The 16,150-nt window shown below is 62.2% G+C and carries 18 protein-coding genes; 8 read left to right on the top strand and 10 right to left on the bottom strand.

The window, feature by feature from the left end:
• Positions 1-69: 69 nt before the first annotated feature.
• The gene (gene glnL / locus KVQ74_RS15035; RefSeq protein WP_217831860.1) at positions 70-1,155 is read left to right on the top strand and encodes a nitrogen regulation protein NR(II); all 1,086 of its coding nucleotides are present in this window, start codon (positions 70-72) and stop codon (positions 1,153-1,155) included.
• Complete coding sequence (gene ntrC / locus KVQ74_RS15030; RefSeq protein ID WP_217831859.1) at positions 1,152-2,588, top strand: nitrogen regulation protein NR(I); 1,437 nt, start codon at positions 1,152-1,154, stop codon at positions 2,586-2,588. Before glnL ends, ntrC begins: the two co-directional genes overlap by 4 nt.
• Before the next feature lie 458 nt (positions 2,589-3,046).
• Here ntrC and KVQ74_RS15025 read toward each other — a convergent pair whose 3' ends face one another.
• The gene (locus tag KVQ74_RS15025) at positions 3,047-3,487 is read right to left on the bottom strand and encodes a hypothetical protein (RefSeq protein WP_217831858.1); all 441 of its coding nucleotides are present in this window, start codon (positions 3,485-3,487) and stop codon (positions 3,047-3,049) included.
• Here KVQ74_RS15025 and trmL point away from each other — a divergent pair.
• On the top strand, positions 3,486-3,941 hold the full coding sequence (gene trmL / locus KVQ74_RS15020) for a tRNA (uridine(34)/cytosine(34)/5-carboxymethylaminomethyluridine(34)-2'-O)-methyltransferase TrmL (protein ID WP_217831857.1): 456 nt from the start codon (positions 3,486-3,488) through the stop codon (positions 3,939-3,941). The two genes, KVQ74_RS15025 and trmL, sit on opposite strands and share 2 nt — an antisense overlap.
• A 129-nt stretch (positions 3,942-4,070) precedes the next feature.
• Here trmL and secB read toward each other — a convergent pair whose 3' ends face one another.
• From secB to KVQ74_RS15005, 3 genes are read right to left on the bottom strand one after another with little or no spacing between them, the layout of a single operon-like run.
• Positions 4,071-4,556: a protein-export chaperone SecB gene (gene secB / locus KVQ74_RS15015; protein WP_217831856.1), complete on the bottom strand. Its 486-nt coding sequence runs from the start codon at positions 4,554-4,556 to the stop codon at positions 4,071-4,073.
• 41 nt (positions 4,557-4,597) lie between these two features.
• The gene (gene grxC / locus KVQ74_RS15010) at positions 4,598-4,852 is read right to left on the bottom strand and encodes a glutaredoxin 3 (protein WP_217831855.1); all 255 of its coding nucleotides are present in this window, start codon (positions 4,850-4,852) and stop codon (positions 4,598-4,600) included.
• Between the two features lies 1 nt (position 4,853).
• Complete coding sequence (locus KVQ74_RS15005) at positions 4,854-5,267, bottom strand: rhodanese-like domain-containing protein (protein WP_217831854.1); 414 nt, start codon at positions 5,265-5,267, stop codon at positions 4,854-4,856.
• A gap of 153 nt (positions 5,268-5,420) precedes the next feature.
• Between KVQ74_RS15005 and gpmI the strand changes: the two genes are divergently transcribed.
• From gpmI to KVQ74_RS14980, 5 genes are all read left to right on the top strand, one after another.
• Positions 5,421-6,950, top strand: a complete 1,530-nt coding sequence (gpmI, locus tag KVQ74_RS15000; RefSeq protein WP_217831853.1) for a 2,3-bisphosphoglycerate-independent phosphoglycerate mutase — start codon at positions 5,421-5,423, stop codon at positions 6,948-6,950.
• A gap of 136 nt (positions 6,951-7,086) precedes the next feature.
• Positions 7,087-8,373: a murein hydrolase activator EnvC family protein gene (locus KVQ74_RS14995; protein ID WP_217831852.1), complete on the top strand. Its 1,287-nt coding sequence runs from the start codon at positions 7,087-7,089 to the stop codon at positions 8,371-8,373.
• Positions 8,374-8,404: 31 nt separating this feature from the next.
• On the top strand, positions 8,405-9,724 hold the full coding sequence (locus tag KVQ74_RS14990; protein WP_217831851.1) for a S41 family peptidase: 1,320 nt from the start codon (positions 8,405-8,407) through the stop codon (positions 9,722-9,724).
• A gap of 2 nt (positions 9,725-9,726) precedes the next feature.
• Positions 9,727-10,503: a divergent polysaccharide deacetylase family protein gene (locus KVQ74_RS14985; protein WP_217831850.1), complete on the top strand. Its 777-nt coding sequence runs from the start codon at positions 9,727-9,729 to the stop codon at positions 10,501-10,503.
• Positions 10,504-10,611: 108 nt separating this feature from the next.
• Positions 10,612-11,970: a Vps62-related protein gene (locus tag KVQ74_RS14980; protein ID WP_217831849.1), complete on the top strand. Its 1,359-nt coding sequence runs from the start codon at positions 10,612-10,614 to the stop codon at positions 11,968-11,970.
• Here the strand turns inward: KVQ74_RS14980 and KVQ74_RS14975 are convergent.
• From KVQ74_RS14975 to hisB, 6 genes are all read right to left on the bottom strand, one after another.
• Positions 11,951-12,706, bottom strand: coding sequence for a substrate-binding periplasmic protein (locus tag KVQ74_RS14975; protein WP_217831848.1), 756 nt, complete (start codon positions 12,704-12,706; stop codon positions 11,951-11,953). The two genes, KVQ74_RS14980 and KVQ74_RS14975, sit on opposite strands and share 20 nt — an antisense overlap.
• 133 nt (positions 12,707-12,839) lie before the next feature.
• Positions 12,840-13,610: an imidazole glycerol phosphate synthase subunit HisF gene (gene hisF / locus KVQ74_RS14970; RefSeq protein ID WP_217831847.1), complete on the bottom strand. Its 771-nt coding sequence runs from the start codon at positions 13,608-13,610 to the stop codon at positions 12,840-12,842.
• Between the two features lie 9 nt (positions 13,611-13,619).
• Positions 13,620-14,357, bottom strand: coding sequence for a 1-(5-phosphoribosyl)-5-[(5-phosphoribosylamino)methylideneamino]imidazole-4-carboxamide isomerase (hisA, locus tag KVQ74_RS14965; protein WP_217831846.1), 738 nt, complete (start codon positions 14,355-14,357; stop codon positions 13,620-13,622).
• 42 nt (positions 14,358-14,399) lie between these two features.
• Positions 14,400-14,660, bottom strand: a complete 261-nt coding sequence (locus KVQ74_RS14960) for a DUF2164 domain-containing protein (RefSeq protein ID WP_217831845.1) — start codon at positions 14,658-14,660, stop codon at positions 14,400-14,402.
• Entirely contained in the window at positions 14,661-15,299 is a 639-nt protein-coding gene (gene hisH, locus KVQ74_RS14955) for an imidazole glycerol phosphate synthase subunit HisH (RefSeq protein WP_217831844.1), read from the bottom strand.
• Entirely contained in the window at positions 15,299-15,892 is a 594-nt protein-coding gene (gene hisB, locus KVQ74_RS14950) for an imidazoleglycerol-phosphate dehydratase HisB (RefSeq protein ID WP_007909204.1), read from the bottom strand. The genes hisH and hisB overlap by 1 nt, the downstream gene beginning before the upstream one ends.
• Between the last annotated feature and the right edge of the window lie 258 nt (positions 15,893-16,150).

Here is a 16,150-nt window from a genome sequence, read left to right as displayed (position 1 = left end):
TTTGGTTTTTGCATTTTCCTCGCATCAGCGCTTTATCCATGCGCGCGCCATGCTCCAAAAGAGGTCCTCATGACCATCAGTGACGCACTGCATCGTTTGTTGCTCGACAACCTGACCACCGCGACCATCCTGCTCGATGCCGAATTACGCCTCGAGTACATGAACCCGGCGGCGGAAATGCTCCTGGCCATCAGCGGCCAGCGCAGCCATGGGCAGTTCATCAGCGAGCTGTTCACCGAGTCCACCGAAGCGCTCAATTCGTTGCGCCAGGCGGTGGAACAGGCGCACCCGTTCACCAAGCGCGAAGCGATGCTCACCGCCCTCACCGGCCAGACCCTGACCGTGGACTACGCGGTAACACCGATCCTGAGCAACGGCGCGACCCTGCTCCTGCTGGAAGTCCACCCGCGTGACCGTCTGCTGCGGATCACCAAGGAAGAGGCGCAACTGTCGAAACAGGAAACCAGCAAGATGCTGGTGCGCGGCCTCGCCCACGAGATCAAGAACCCCCTCGGCGGCATCCGTGGCGCCGCGCAATTGCTCGCTCGCGAGCTGCCGGAAGACAGCCTGCGCGACTACACCAACGTGATCATCGAAGAGGCCGACCGCCTGCGCAATCTGGTCGACCGCATGCTCGGCTCGAACAAACTGCCCTCCCTGGCCATGTGCAATGTCCATGAAGTGCTGGAGCGCGTCTGCCAACTGGTCGAGGCCGAGAGCCAGGGCTGCATCACCCTGGTGCGCGATTACGACCCGAGCATTCCCGACGTTCTGATCGACCGCGAGCAAATGATTCAGGCGGTACTGAACATCGTGCGCAACGCGATGCAGGCCATCAGCAGCCAGAACGAGCTGCGCCTGGGCCGCATCAGCCTGCGCACCCGCGCCATGCGCCAGTTCACCATCGGCCACATCCGCCATCGCCTGGTGACCAAGATCGAGATCATCGACAACGGCCCGGGGATCCCGGCGGAACTCCAGGAAACCATTTTCTTTCCCATGGTCAGCGGCCGTCCGGACGGTACCGGGCTGGGCCTGTCCATCACCCAGAACATCATCAGCCAGCACCAGGGCCTGATCGAATGTGACAGCCACCCAGGCCACACCACGTTCTCGATCTTTCTGCCACTGGAACAAGGAGCCACATCGACATGAGCCGTAGTGAAACCGTGTGGATCGTCGATGACGACCGTTCAATCCGTTGGGTTCTGGAAAAAGCCCTGCAACAGGAAGGCATGACCACCCAGAGTTTCGACAGCGCCGATGGTGTGATGAGCCGCCTGGCCCGCCAACAGCCCGACGTGATCATCTCCGACATTCGCATGCCGGGCGCCAGTGGCCTGGATCTGCTGGCGCGGATTCGCGAACAGCACCCCCGGCTGCCAGTCATCATCATGACCGCTCACTCCGATCTGGACAGCGCTGTCGCTTCATATCAGGGCGGCGCGTTCGAGTACCTGCCCAAGCCGTTCGACGTCGATGAAGCGGTTTCGCTGGTCAAGCGTGCCAACCAGCACGCTCAGGAGCAGCAAGGCCTGGAAGTGCCGCCGGCGCTGACCCGCACCCCGGAAATCATCGGCGAAGCGCCGGCGATGCAGGAAGTGTTTCGCGCCATCGGCCGCCTGAGCCACTCCAACATCACCGTGCTGATCAACGGCGAATCGGGCACCGGTAAAGAACTGGTGGCCCACGCCCTGCACCGCCACAGCCCGCGCGCGGCCTCGCCGTTCATTGCGCTGAACATGGCGGCGATCCCCAAGGATCTGATGGAGTCCGAGCTGTTCGGCCACGAGAAAGGCGCATTCACCGGCGCGGCCAACCTGCGGCGCGGACGCTTCGAACAGGCCGACGGCGGCACGCTGTTCCTCGATGAAATCGGCGACATGCCGGCAGACACTCAGACCCGCCTGCTGCGCGTGCTGGCCGATGGCGAGTTCTATCGGGTCGGCGGGCATGTGCCGGTCAAGGTCGATGTGCGGATCATCGCCGCGACCCACCAGAATCTGGAAACCCTGGTCCACGCCGGGAAATTCCGTGAGGACTTGTTCCACCGCCTCAACGTGATCCGTATCCACATTCCGCGCCTGTCGGACCGTCGCGAAGACATCCCGACCCTCGCCAGGCACTTCCTCAGCCGCGCCGCGCAAGAACTGGCGGTAGAGCCGAAGCTGCTGAAAAGCGAAACCGAGGAATACCTGAAGAACCTGCCATGGCCAGGCAACGTGCGCCAACTGGAGAACACCTGCCGCTGGATCACCGTGATGGCGTCCGGGCGCGAAGTGCATATCGGCGACCTGCCACCGGAACTGCTGAGCCTGCCGCAGGACTCGGCGCCGGTGACCAATTGGGAGCAGGCGCTGCGCCAGTGGGCGGATCAGGCGCTGGCGCGTGGCCAGTCGAGTCTGCTCGACAGCGCAGTGCCAGCGTTCGAGCGGATCATGATCGAGACCGCGCTGAAACATACCGCCGGACGGCGGCGTGATGCGGCAGTGTTGCTGGGCTGGGGCCGCAATACCCTGACCCGCAAGATCAAGGAATTGGGGATGAAGGTTGATGGTGGGGATGATGACGAGGGGGATGAGGGTTAGGGTGAGGGCCAGCCTCGGATCTGCCCCCAGACTCAGGCACACCAGGGACTGCCGTGCACCGCCCCAAAGCACGATGACCCGTAATCGCGCATAACTGTCCGATCAAATCCGCGCAGTAAAGCCCTCTGACTTCAACAGAGCAAAAAACCGAAAGCCCCGAAATCCGGGGCTTTCACGCTTTTGAATAATTTTTCTGTGTCCAAATGCAAAACCTGGCACGCCCCCTGCAATAACACGATCAGGTGATTCGATTCACCCACCCTTTCGGGGGCCTTGGTACAGGCAGGCCGGGGATTCCCCTCTTTACACCGGGCTTCACGCTCCAGCGATGAGCCCACCCCGTTTTGGGGCCTCTGATACAGGCAGGTCAGGGGTTCCTTCTTTACACCGGGCGGATCGCCGCGATCCGCCCGCCCGTTTCGGGAACCTTGGTACAGGCAGGCCGGGGATTCCCTCTTTTATTGCTCCCGGAGATGAATCTCCAGTCGCCAGCGGTCATCGACCGCCTTGCCGGCCCAGTCGCCTTGCAGCGGACGGGCCGCCACCAGCGTCAGCAACAAGCCTCCGTCACTCACTCGCGTGCGCCAGTTCACGTCCTTGCCGTTGAGCTTGAGCTGGCCTTTCTGCGCCTTGCCCTCGGCGCCGAACAACAGCGCGACGCTGCCATCGACGATCTCGCCATGCAGCTTCGGCTCGTTGTTGAACCACACCACCAGCCCGCCATCGACGACTTCGACCTGCTGCAACACGCTGGGGTCAGGCGTGGTCAGGCGACCGATCATCAGCCCGACCATCAGGCCGAAAATCGCCAGAGAACCCATCACACGCGGGAATAGTTTCGAACGCGGATCCGCTTGCGGCGTAGAATGCGCGTCATCTTTACCTTCGGAGCCGTGCATGTTTCACGTCATCCTTTTTCAACCGGAAATTCCGCCGAACACCGGCAACGTTATCAGGCTGTGCGCCAACAGCGGCTGCCACCTGCATTTGATCGAACCGCTGGGCTTCGAGATGGACGACAAGCGCCTGCGCCGCGCCGGTCTCGACTACCACGAGTATGCCACCCTGCAACGCCATGCCGACCTCGCCAGCTGCCTGGAAAGCCTCGGTCATCCGCGCGTGTTCGCCTTCACCACCAAGGGTTCGCAACCGTTTCATGACGTCGCGTTCCAGCCGGGCGACGCCTTCGTGTTCGGCCCGGAAAGCCGAGGCCTGCCGGCAGAGGTGCTCGACGCCCTGCCCGCCGGTCAGCGCCTGCGCCTGCCGATGCGCGAAGGCTGTCGCAGCCTGAACCTGTCCAACACCGTGGCGGTGGCCGTTTACGAAGCATGGCGGCAGAACGGCTTCAAGTAACCGCGCATAACAAAAAATGGGAGCGGGCTTGCTCGCGAAGCGGGAGAGTCAGATGACATCAATGTCGCCTGACACTCGCCTTCGCGAGCAAGCCCGCTCCCACATTGGACTTGCGTCGTCGTTCAGCTCTTACTGAACGGTCGGCGCCTCGCCGCTTTCCTGCATGCGCTGCAGCTCTTGCGCGTACAGCGCGTCGAAGTTCACCGGAGCCAGCATCAGGGCCGGGAACGAACCACGGGTCACCAGGCTGTCCAGAGTTTCGCGAGCGTACGGGAACAGGATGTTCGGGCAGAAAGCACCCAGGGTGTGGCTCATCGAGCCCGCATCCAGGTTCTTGATCAGGAAGATACCGGCCTGTTGCACTTCAGCGATGAAGGCCACTTCTTCACCGTTCTTGACGGTTACCGACAGGGTCAGCACGACTTCGAAGAAGTCGCCTTCCAGTTGCTTCTGACGAGTGTTCAGATCCAGAGAAACCGCTGGCTCCCACTGCTGGCGGAAGATGGCCGGGCTTTTCGGGGCTTCGAAGGACAGGTCGCGTACGTAGATGCGCTGCAAGGAGAATTGCGGTGCGGTTTCTTCTTCGCTGGCTGCAGTGTTCTGTTGGTCAGTCATCTCGGGTCCTTGATCTTGGGTCTTTTAGGGTTCTTGGTGTGTCAGGCCTTGAGCAGCGCGTCGAGCTTGCCGGCGCGCTCCAGGGCAAACAAATCATCACATCCGCCGACGTGAGTGCCGCCGATCCAGATCTGCGGCACCGAGGTGCGCCCGGCCTTCTGAGCCATGGCCGCGCGCACCTGCGGCTTGCCATCGACCTTGATTTCTTCGAAGGCCACGCCTTTGTTCGCGAGCAGGTACTTGGCGCGCGAGCAATAAGGGCAGTAATCGCTGGAATAAACGACGACTTCAGTCATTTCACTTCACCAGCGGCAGGTTGTCGCTTTTCCAGCTGGAGATCCCGCCGGACAGCTTGGCGGCGGTGAAGCCGGACTTCATCAGTTCGCGAGCGTGGGTACCGGCGGTCTGGCCCAGGGCATCGACCAGAATGATGGTCTTGGCCTTGTGTTTTTCCAGCTCGCCGACGCGCGCGGCCAGTTTGTCCTGGGGAATGTTCACCGCGCCAACGATGTGGCCGGTCGCGTATTCCTTGCTCGGACGGATATCCACCACCACGCCGGCGTCCTTGTTGACCAGTGCGGTCAGTTCGCCGGTGCTCAGGCTTTTGCCGCCGCCCTGTACTGTGTGGGCCAGCAGCAAAGCCAGCAGTACGACGAAGATACCGACAAGAATGTAGTGGTTAGTGGCAAATTCAATCAGGTGAGCAACCATCGAAGGAGGTTCCAGGGCATTAAAATGTCGGCCAGTATACACAGCCACTATGGTCGGCCAAACCCCGTCCGGCGGTGACGCGGTCGGAACTTCGCTTTAAACTCCTACTCCTTTTTCCAGCGCCCTCTTTTAACTCCAGCCAGAGCCGATTCCATGACTACTACGCCTAAACCTTTGGTCCTGATGATTCTCGACGGCTTCGGTCACAGCGACAGCCCTGAATCCAACGCCGTGTTTGCGGCCAAGAAGCCGGTGCTGGATCGCCTCTGGGCCACGGTGCCGAACGGTCTGATCTCGGGCAGCGGCATGGACGTCGGCCTGCCGGACGGCCAGATGGGCAACTCCGAAGTCGGCCACATGAACCTCGGCGCCGGCCGCGTGGTTTACCAGGACTTCACCCGCGTGACCAAAGCGATCCGCGACGGCGAGTTCTTCGAGAACCCGACCATCTGCGCCGCCGTGGACAAAGCCGTGGCCGCCGGCAAGGCCGTGCATTTCATGGGCCTGCTGTCGGATGGCGGCGTACACAGCCACCAGGATCACCTGATCGCCATGGCCGAACTGGCCTTCAAGCGCGGCGCCGAGAAAATCTACCTGCACGCCTTCCTCGATGGCCGCGACACCCCGCCGAAAAGCGCCGCATCGTCCATCGAGCTGCTCGACGCGACCTTCAAGGCGCTGGGCAAGGGCCGCATCGCCAGCCTCGTCGGCCGCTATTTCGCCATGGATCGCGACAACCGCTGGGACCGCGTCGCCCAGGCCTACAACCTGATTGTCGACGGCCAGGCTGAATTCCACGCTGCCACCGCCCAGGAAGGCCTGGAAGCCGCTTACGAGCGTGGCGAGAGCGACGAATTCGTCAAAGCCACCACCATTGGCGAGCCGGTAAAAGTCGAAGACGGCGACGCCATGGTGTTCATGAACTTCCGCGCCGACCGAGCCCGCGAGCTGACCCGCGTGTTCGTCGAAGACGATTTCAAGGACTTCGAACGCACCCGCCAGCCGAAACTGGCCGGCTACGTGATGCTGACCCAATACGCCGCGAGCATCCCGGCACCTTCGGCTTTCGCCCCCGGCAGCCTGGAAAACGTGCTCGGCGACTATCTGGCGAAGAACGGCAAGACCCAGCTGCGCATCGCCGAAACCGAAAAATACGCCCACGTCACCTTCTTCTTCTCCGGCGGCCGTGAAGAGCCGTTCCCGGGCGAAGAGCGCATCCTGATCCCGTCGCCAAAAGTCGCCACCTATGACTTGCAGCCGGAAATGAGCGCGCCGGAAGTCACCGACCGCATCGTCGACGCCATCGAAAACCTGCGTTACGACGTGATCGTGGTCAACTACGCCAACGGCGACATGGTCGGCCACAGCGGCGTGTTCGAGGCGGCGGTGAAAGCCGTGGAATGCCTGGACACCTGCGTCGGCCGGATCGTCGATGCCCTGGAAAAGGTCGGCGGCGAAGCGCTGATCACCGCCGACCACGGCAACGTCGAGCAAATGGCCGACGAATCCACCGGCCAGGCGCATACCGCGCACACCACCGAGCCGGTGCCGTTCATCTATGTCGGCAAGCGTGACCTCAAGGTTCGCGAAGGCGGCGTGCTGGCGGACGTGGCGCCGACCATGCTCAAGCTGCTGGGCCTGGAAAAACCGGCGGAAATGACTGGCACTTCGATTCTGGTCTGATATCAAAAACGCCCTGTAATCAGCCTGAAACGGCTTTTTATGACGAACGCCTCAAAGCAGTTGGCTTTGAGGCGTTTTTTTTGCCGCGTGGGGCGGGCATACTAGACCGTCCCTTACCCTGGTGCCGCCCGCCTCTATGCTTCGCCTCCTGATCGCCCTCGCTCTGACCTGCCTGCTCCAACCGGCCTTCGCTGACGAGCGCGCGCAAACCCAACAGCAGTTGGATGCCACGCGTCAGGACATTGCCGAGCTGAAAAAGCTGCTGAGCAAGGTGCAGGAAGAAAAATCCGGTGTGCAAAAGGAACTCAAAGGCACTGAAACCGAGATGGGCAAGCTCGAGAAGCAGGTCGAAGCCCTGCAAAAAGAGCTGAAGAAAAGCGAAGCCGAGCTGCAGCGACTCGATGCGGAGAAAAAAAAACTCCAGAGCGCGCGCACTGAACAACAGCGACTGATCGCCATCCAGGCCCGCGCCGCCTATCAGAACGGCCGTCAGGAATACCTCAAACTGCTGCTCAACCAGCAGAATCCCGAGAAATTCGCCCGCACCCTCACCTATTACGACTACCTGAGCCAGGCCCGCATGGAGCAGTTGAAGAACTTCAACGAAACCCTGCGCCAACTGGCCAATGTCGAAAAAGACATCTCCGCGCAGCAGGCGCAATTGCTCACCCAGCAAAGCAGCCTCGACACTCAGCGTGCAGACCTTGAGAAGGTGCGCAAGGAACGCCAGCAGGCCCTCGCCAGACTCAACGACGACGTGAAGGCCCGCGATCAGAAAATCGCCGCCCGCGAGCAGGATCAGGCAGACCTGTCTAAAGTCCTTAAAACCATTGAAGAAACCCTGGCCCGCCAGGCCCGTGAGGCAGAAGAAGCGCGACAGAAAGCGCTCATCGCCCAGCAGGAAGCCGAAAAAAAGCGCTTGCGTGAGGCCGAGGCTGAGAACAGCGACGCTCCACGCAAACCCGTCCGATCCACTCCCGGCGCCCTGGTGTCCAGCGGCGGCGAGACGTTTGGCGGGCCATTTGCGTCAAGTCGGGGAAAACTTCCATGGCCGGTCGATGGTCGACTGCTGGCACGCTTCGGTGAAACCCGTGGCGACGATGCCCGTACCAAGTGGGACGGCGTGATGATCAGCGCCTCCGCCGGCAGCCAGGTGCATGCCGTACACGGCGGGCGCGTGGTGTTCGCCGACTGGTTGCGCGGCGCCGGGCTGCTGGTGATTCTCGACCATGGCAACGGTTTTCTGAGTCTTTACGGTCACAACCAGACGCTGCTCAAGTCGGCCGGTGACGTGGTAAAAGCCGGTGAGTCCATCTCCACTGTCGGCAACAGTGGCGGGCAGGACACGCCAGCGCTGTATTTCGCAATTCGTCAGCAGGGTCACCCGAGTGATCCGGCGCAATGGTGCCGCGCGCAAGGATAAGCGCGCCGCCTAATTCAGGAGTTCGTTCGACATGCTGCATTTGTCCCGCCTTACCTCGCTGGCCCTGACGATCGCCCTGGTGATCGGCGCGCCTCTGGCGTTCGCCGCGCAACCGGCCCCGGCTGTCGCACCGGCAGGCACCGCCGCCACCAGCAAGGCCCCGCTGCCGCTGGAAGAGCTGCGCACCTTCGCCGAGGTCATGGACCGGATCAAGGCGGCCTATGTCGAGCCGGTGGACGACAAGACCCTGCTGGAAAACGCGATCAAGGGCATGCTCAGCAACCTCGATCCGCACTCCGCCTACCTCGGCCCGGAAGACTTCGCCGAACTGCAGGAAAGCACCAGCGGCGAATTCGGCGGCCTGGGCATCGAAGTCGGCGCCGAAGACGGCTTCATCAAGGTGGTTTCGCCCATCGACGACACCCCGGCATCCAAGGCCGGCATTCAGGCCGGCGACTTCATCGTCAAGATCAACGGCCAGCCGACTCGCGGCCAGAGCATGACCGAAGCCGTGGACAAGATGCGCGGCAAGATCGGCCAGAAAATCACCCTGACCCTGGTGCGCGACGGCGGCACGCCGTTCGACGTGACCCTCGCCCGCGCGGTGATCCAGGTCAAGAGCGTCAAGGCGCAGTTGCTCGAATCCGGCTACGGCCTGATCCGCATCACCCAGTTCCAGGTCAAGACCGGCGAGGAAGTCTCCAAGGCCCTGGCCAAGCTGCGCAAGGACAACGGCAAGAAGCTCAACGGCATCATCCTCGACCTGCGCAACAACCCGGGCGGCGTGCTGCAAGCGGCGGTGGAAGTGGTCGACCACTTCATCACCAAAGGCCTGATCGTCTACACCAAGGGCCGGATCGCCAACTCCGAGCTGCGCTTCTCCGCCACCGGCAAGGACGAAAGCGAAGCCGTGCCGATGGTGGTGCTGATCAACGGTGGCAGCGCCTCGGCCTCGGAAATCGTCGCCGGCGCCCTGCAGGATCAGAAACGCGCCGTGGTCATGGGCACCACCAGTTTCGGCAAGGGCTCGGTGCAAACCGTGCTGCCGCTGAACAACGACCGCGCGCTGAAGATCACCACCGCGCTGTACTTCACCCCGAACGGCCGCTCGATCCAGGCCCAGGGCATTGTCCCGGACATTGAGGTGCGCAAGGCCAAGATCACCAGCGAGGCGGACGGCGACTACTTCAAGGAAGCCGACCTGCAAGGTCACCTGGGCAACGGCAACGGCGGGGCCGATCGTCCGACCGGTTCCGGTGGCAAGGCCAAGGCAATGCCGCAGGATGACGATTACCAGTTGGCCCAGGCCCTGAGCCTGCTTAAAGGGCTGAGCATCACCTCCGGCCGTTGAGGATGGGTCTGCGCTTCATCCTCGTCCTGTTGTGCCTGCTGGCGGGTGTTGCTCACGCAGACCCCGCCGGCTCCCCCCCGCACAAGGCCTATCTGAGCCTGATCATCGATGACCTGGGGCAAAACCTGCCCCGGGATCGCCGCGTGCTGGCGCTGCCCGGCCCGGTGACCACGGCGATCATGCCCGACACCCCGCACGCCACTGAATTCGCCCGCGAAGCCCACCGCGCCGGCAAGATCGTGATCCTCCACATGCCGATGGACCCGGCCACCGGCCCCTTCGCCTGGCATCCGGAACTGCCCATCGAAGAGCTGGAAAAACGCCTCGACGCCGCGTTCAAAAGGGTCCCCTACACCGCCGGCATCAACAACCACATGGGCAGCCGCATGACCGCACAACCGGCGGCAATGGCCTGGCTGATGGGCGAGTTGCAGCGCCGGCACAAGTTCTTCGTCGACAGCCGCACCAGCGCGCAGACCGTGGCGGCGCAGCAGGCACAGAAGATCGATCTGGCGAGCGTCTCGCGGGATGTGTTCCTCGATGACGAACGCACCGAAGCGGCGATCCTGACCCAGTTGCAAACGGCGATCAGCCTGGCGCGCAAGCAGGGGTCGGCGGTCATGATCGGCCATCCTTATCCACAGACCCTGGCGGTACTGGAGCGCGAGTTGCCGAAGCTCAAGGCCCAGGGCATCGACTGGATCGACATCCGCCAGATGATCAGCGTGCGCAGCAATCGGGCGATGGCAGCCCATGGCCGGGACGGCGCTTACCGATAAACCCTGGCAATACATAATTACCGCCCGCCACCCCTTGCCGATCCCGATAGTCAGTCCCGTAACTGTCGGCGACTCACCCGAGTCGCCTTGCAATCATCAGGACTGACCATGACCACTGAAGAAAATGGCACCGCGCCTGCGAGGCCCACGGAACCGATCCGGTTCGGCAATCTGCTGATCAGCTTCACCACGGAATTCCACCGTATCTGGGACAGCCGGGGCTCGGACGCCTCGGCCGTGAGTTTCTGGCGCCCCGCTCCGGCGCCCGACGCGCTGCCGGGATATTTCCCACTGGGCGATCTCGCGATTCCCGGCTACGACAACGTCAACGGCAACCAGATCGTGGCGGTGGTTCGTGAGGCCGAGCCACAGCCCGAGGACAGCTCCCAGGACCGGGCACTCAGCCCGCCCGAGGACTACGAAAGGGTCTGGAAAGACTCGGATTCCGGCGCCGCCGCCGACTGTACGGTGTGGCGCCCGCTCCCGCCGACCGGCTACGTGGCACTGGGGCTGGTCTGCTCCAATGGCCGCGATAAACCGCTGCTCAACGCGATTCGCTGCGTGCGCGCGGACCTGCTCATCGCGGCGAACGTCAGCGACTTGATCTGGAACGACAAGGGCAGCGGCGCCCGGCAGAATTTCAGCGCCTGGCGCATTGATCCGCCGCGTGCGGCGGCAGGAGAAATCTGCTTCACCCCCGGCACCTTTTTCGGCACTCAAAGCCATAACCGGCCGGCGGCACCCGTCGCCTACGCATTGCGAATGCAGATCCCTCGCCAGGTCAGCCAGCCGCCCGCGCCTCCGGAGCTTGCCGGACACGCCACCCCTGAGGCGACCGAGACCGCCAGCACCACGCAGAGCATCAGCCTGCCGTGGTTCACGGTCACCGACCACCTGACTCCCAGCGAACAGTTGCGCAGCACGCCGTTCTATCGCCTGGAGCGAACGGACCGCTATGTCCTCGTCGGCCATGGTCACAACACCCGTGACAAGGCCCGCTCGTTCAAATGGCAAGTGGCCCGGGCGCAGAACGCGCAGATGCTGCAAGTGTTCAACCGCCTCACGTCGATCGAGGTCGATGCGCCATGGCCGCTCGATGCACCGAGTGGCGGCCAGGCACTGAAGTTTTCAGCCAACCTGCCTAGGGATTTCGTCCACACCGAAACATCGGCACAGGGCTGGAGCAGCACGGGGCCGCTGGACGTTATCGCCATGGCGGGGAAAAACAGAAGCGTGGCGGTGTATCAAGCGCAAAGCCACTACACGCTGTTGCGCGCAGACGGCACACCGGTCGCCATCAGCATCGGTTACACCGATGACGAAAACCTGCACCTGACCGAGTATCCGCCGCAAGAGGAAGCCCCCGTCAGCGTTGCAGCCGCGCCACTGCCGGAGTCGAAAGCAGATACCAGCGCAGAAGCCCAACCGCTGGCGGAGCTACCCATCGCTACAGATAGCGCCCCATGATTTCGTCGACGACACCCTCTTTGCGCAACTGATCGAGGGCGGCCTGCAACCTGGCGACGGTCGCATCCGGCACATCCTTGTTCAGCGCCAGATAGAGTTCGGCGCTGTTGAAACGCAGCACGGTCTTGAGCCCGGTCACCCCGTCCTGGCGCGCCAGATAGCGCCCGGCCGGGTCACCGGTAGCCCACAGATCGATCTGGCCGTTGATCAGCTTCTTCGCGTTGTCCTGATCACGCAGCACCACCGCCGGTTTCAAGCCTTGCTTGGTCAGGGTCTCGGCAATCGCGTCGCCCTTGTAGGCGCCGATCTTGTATTTGCGCGCGTCGTTGAGGCTTTCGAGGGTGATCTTGCTGTCGGCCCTGGCGAGCATGACCCAATCGTCCGGGCCGATCGGGCCGACCCACTTGAACAGCTTCTCGCGATCCGGCAACCGCGCCATCACGAACGCGCCATAACCGGGGTTTTCCAGGGCGAGCTTGTAGACTCGCTCCCAGGGGAAGCGCAGGGTCAGGCTGTAAGTAACTTCGGCACGCTTGAACATTTCGCGGACGATGTCCGTGGCGATGCCGTTGATGTTCTCGTCCTGGGCGAAATTCTTGCCGTTCTTCGCCATGTTGTACGGCGGGAAGTTTTCGGTGAGGAGCACCAGATCGGTGTCAGGATTGCCCTCGGCATGGGCACCGTTGACCAGCAACACAGAAGCGCTGGCGAGAGCGAGAAGCAGGCGTTTGATCATGTCGGGCTACCGGAATCCATGGCGTGCACCAGAGTGCCTTGAGGCTGTTGCGCTGTCTACTGGCCTTTTGATTGCAACGCCGCCACGCAAGCGATTCCCTCCGGAGCATTCGCGCCGGAGGAAATCAGCCATTTCAGCGCATGGTAATTCCGCGATGGGCCATATAGGCCTTGGCTTCCTGCACGGTGTATTCACCGAAGTGGAAGATGCTCGCCGCCAGCACCGCACTGGCGTGGCCTTCGAGGATGCCATCGGCCAGATGCTGCAGATTGCCGACACCGCCGGAAGCGATCACCGGAATGCCCAGCGCATCGCTGATGGCGCGGGTCACGCCGAGGTCGAAGCCGTTTTTCATGCCGTCCTGATCCATGCTGGTCAGCAGGATCTCACCGGCACCGAGGCCTTCCATCTTCTTCGCCCACTCGACCGCGTCGAGGCCGGTCGGCTTGCGCCCGCCGTGGGTGAAGATTTCCCAGCGCGGGGTTTCGCCAGGTCCCGAAACCTTCTTCGCGTCGATGGCGACGACGATGCACTGCGAGCCGAAATGCTGCGCCGCTTCGCCGACGAACTCCGGATTGAACACTGCGGCGGTGTTGATCGAAACCTTGTCGGCCCCGGCATTGAGCAGGTTACGGATGTCCTGCACGGTACGCACGCCACCGCCGACGGTCAGCGGGATGAACACCTGGCTCGCCATGCGCTCGACGGTATGCAGCGTGGTGTCGCGGCCATCGACGCTGGCGGTGATGTCGAGAAAGGTAATCTCGTCGGCACCCTGCTCGTCATAACGACGGGCGATTTCCACCGGGTCGCCGGCGTCGCGGATGTTTTCGAACTTCACACCTTTGACGACGCGACCGTTGTCCACGTCCAGGCAAGGGATGATGCGTTTGGCCAGCGCCATGGTCAGTCCTCAGCCTTTGTACGAGTCGCAGAAAGCTTGCGCTTCGGCGACGTCGAGGGTGCCTTCGTAGATCGCCCGGCCAGTGATCGCGCCGATGATGCCCGGTGCCTTGGCGTCGAGCAGCGACTTGATGTCACCCAGATTGTGGATGCCGCCGGACGCGATGACCGGAATCTTCGTTGCGGCGGCCAGGGCAGCGGTGAACGGTACGTTGCAGCCCTGCATCATGCCGTCTTTGGCGATGTCGGTATAAACGATCGCGGACACGCCGTCGGCTTCAAATTGTTTGGCCAGATCGATGACCTGCACCTTGCTGATTTCAGCCCAGCCGTCGGTGGCGACAAAACCGTCTTTGGCATCGAGGCCGACAATGACTTTGCCCGGGAAGGCGCGGCAGGCTTCGGCGACGAACTCCGGCTCCTTCACTGCCTTGGTGCCGATGATCACGTAGCTGACGCCGGCCTTGACGTAGTGCTCGATGGTTTCCAGCGAACGGATGCCGCCGCCGATCTGGATCGGCAGGGTCGGATAGCGTTTGGCAATGGCGGTCACCACTTCGCCGTTGACCGGCTGGCCTTCGAACGCGCCGTTCAGGTCGACCAGATGCAGACGACGGCAACCGCCCTCCACCCACTTGGCAGCCATGCTCACCGGGTCATCGGAGAACACTGTGGAATCTTCCATGCGGCCCTGGCGCAGACGTACGCAGGCACCGTCCTTGAGATCGATAGCGGGAATAATCAGCATCTGGCAAACCTTCAAATTTGAATGTTCAGCTTGGCTCGGAAATCAGTTTTTCTCGAGCGCCCACAGGTCGCTTTCGATGCTCTCAAACCGCTCCTTGAGCTGGGTCTGCACATCGAAAATCGCCCTGTTGTAATAGTGCGGAGCAATTTCGCGGGTAAACAGCTCAAGAATTTCCGCCGCTTCGAACGAACCGAGGTCCAGTTCGAAACGATCCTCCATGAACCGCTGGATCTTGCGATTGGCCTCGCTCTCCTGCTCGGGAGTGAGGGTCAGGATCGGCGGTTTGGACTTCTTGACGGCCATTTACCAGCGACCGTCCCACGCGGCGAAGTTCTGCAGCAATTGCAGGCCATGGGTATGGCTTTTTTCCGGGTGGAACTGGGTGGCAAAGCGCGAACCGTCGGCCAGCGCAGCGGCGAAATCGACCCCGTAGTGACCGCCACCAACCACCTGACGCGCGTTGCCGGCCTCGATGTAGTAGCTGTGTACGAAGTAGAAACGCGCCATGTCCGGAATGTTGTGCCACAGCGGATGACTCACCGTCTGCTTCACTTCGTTCCAGCCCATGTGCGGGACTTTCAGATGTTCGCCATCTTCATGCAGGTTCTGGCCGAAGAACTTCACCGCGCCCGGGAACAGGCCGATGCAGTCGACGCCGGCGTTCTCTTCACTGCTGTCGAGCAACGCCTGCATGCCGACGCAGATGCCGAGGAACGGACGATCCTGGCTGACTTCACGCACCAGCGAATCAAAGCCCAGGCGACGGATCTCCGCCATGCAGTCGCGAATCGCGCCGACGCCGGGGAAAACCACCCGGTCGGCTTCACGAATCACGTCCGCATCGCTGGTGATCAGCACCTTGCCGGCACCCACGTGCTCGAGGGCCTTGGCCACCGAGTGCAGGTTGCCCATGCCGTAATCGATTACCGCGACTGTCTGCATTACAGGACGCCCTTGGTCGATGGCATTTGCCCGGCCATGCGCTCGTCGAGCTCGACGGCCATGCGCAGCGCGCGGCCGAAAGCCTTGAACACGGTTTCGATCTGGTGGTGGGTGTTGGTGCCGCGCAGGTTGTCGATGTGCAGGCTGACCAGTGCGTGGTTGACGAAGCCCTGGAAGAATTCCTGGAACAGGTCGACGTCGAAACCGCCCACGGTGGCGCGGGTATACGGCACATGCATCTGCAGGCCCGGGCGCCCGGAGAAGTCGATTACCACGCGCGACAGCGCTTCATCCAGCGGCACGTAGGCGTGGCCGTAACGGCGGATGCCTTTCTTGTCGCCGATTGCTTTGGCAAAGGCCTGGCCGAGGGTGATACCGACGTCTTCCACGGTATGGTGGTCGTCGATATGCAGATCGCCCTTGCATTCAATATCCAGGTCGATCAACCCGTGACGGGCAATCTGATCCAGCATGTGCTCAAGAAAAGGAACACCGATATCGAATCGGGCCTTTCCGGTGCCATCAAGGTTGATCGAGGCTTTGATCTGGGTTTCCAGAGTGTCGCGCTCGACAGACGCCTTACGTTCGGCCATCACCAGCTCCGCAAAATCATTGGGCGAAAAAGGCAGCCATTATAGGGGCGCGGGCGGGAAACAGAAACACGAGACGTGATATGGCAGACGGATAGAACCCCGTCCTGTCGGGGATAGACATGTCCATACAAGCCATTTCGGACACGCCCGCAAACGAAAAGGGAGCGGGCCTGCTCGCGAAAGCATCGGATCAGCCACTATCGATATCGACTGATCCGATGCCTTCGCGGGCAAGCCCGCTCCCACGGGTTCGATGTC

This window comes from Pseudomonas botevensis (assembly GCF_019145475.1).
GTDB lineage: Bacteria > Pseudomonadota > Gammaproteobacteria > Pseudomonadales > Pseudomonadaceae > Aquipseudomonas > Aquipseudomonas botevensis.
This window is presented reverse-complemented; position numbering and strand designations above follow the sequence as displayed.